1 tRNA gene is annotated in these 257 nt (G+C 47.9%); it reads left to right on the top strand.

Going from position 1 to position 257, the window contains the following annotated elements:
* Positions 1-45: 45 nt before the first annotated feature.
* Positions 46-121 (top strand) — tRNA-Val (locus tag RN22_RS24335).
* Positions 122-257: the final 136 nt, after the last annotated feature.

Below are 257 nucleotides of genomic sequence, written 5' to 3'. Positions count from 1 at the left end.
TGCACGACCCACCATCTTCTACCACAGAGGATGTAAAACTGATGTGGGCGATTAGCTCAGTTGGGAGAGCACCTCCCTTACAAGGAGGGGGTCACTGGTTCGAGCCCGGTATCGCCCACCACTTTTCCTGCATAAAGGAAAAGCACACTCTCTAATCATTTTCTGCAACGGACTCGCAGACCCTTTAAATATCATTTACAGGGTGCGAATTTTTGCCGCCCCAATTTGGGAAGAAAGTCATTAGAAAGTGGTTTTGT

It is taken from the genome of Grimontia sp. AD028 (assembly GCF_000973155.1).
GTDB classification, from domain to species: domain Bacteria; phylum Pseudomonadota; class Gammaproteobacteria; order Enterobacterales; family Vibrionaceae; genus Enterovibrio; species Enterovibrio indicus.
This window is presented reverse-complemented; position numbering and strand designations above follow the sequence as displayed.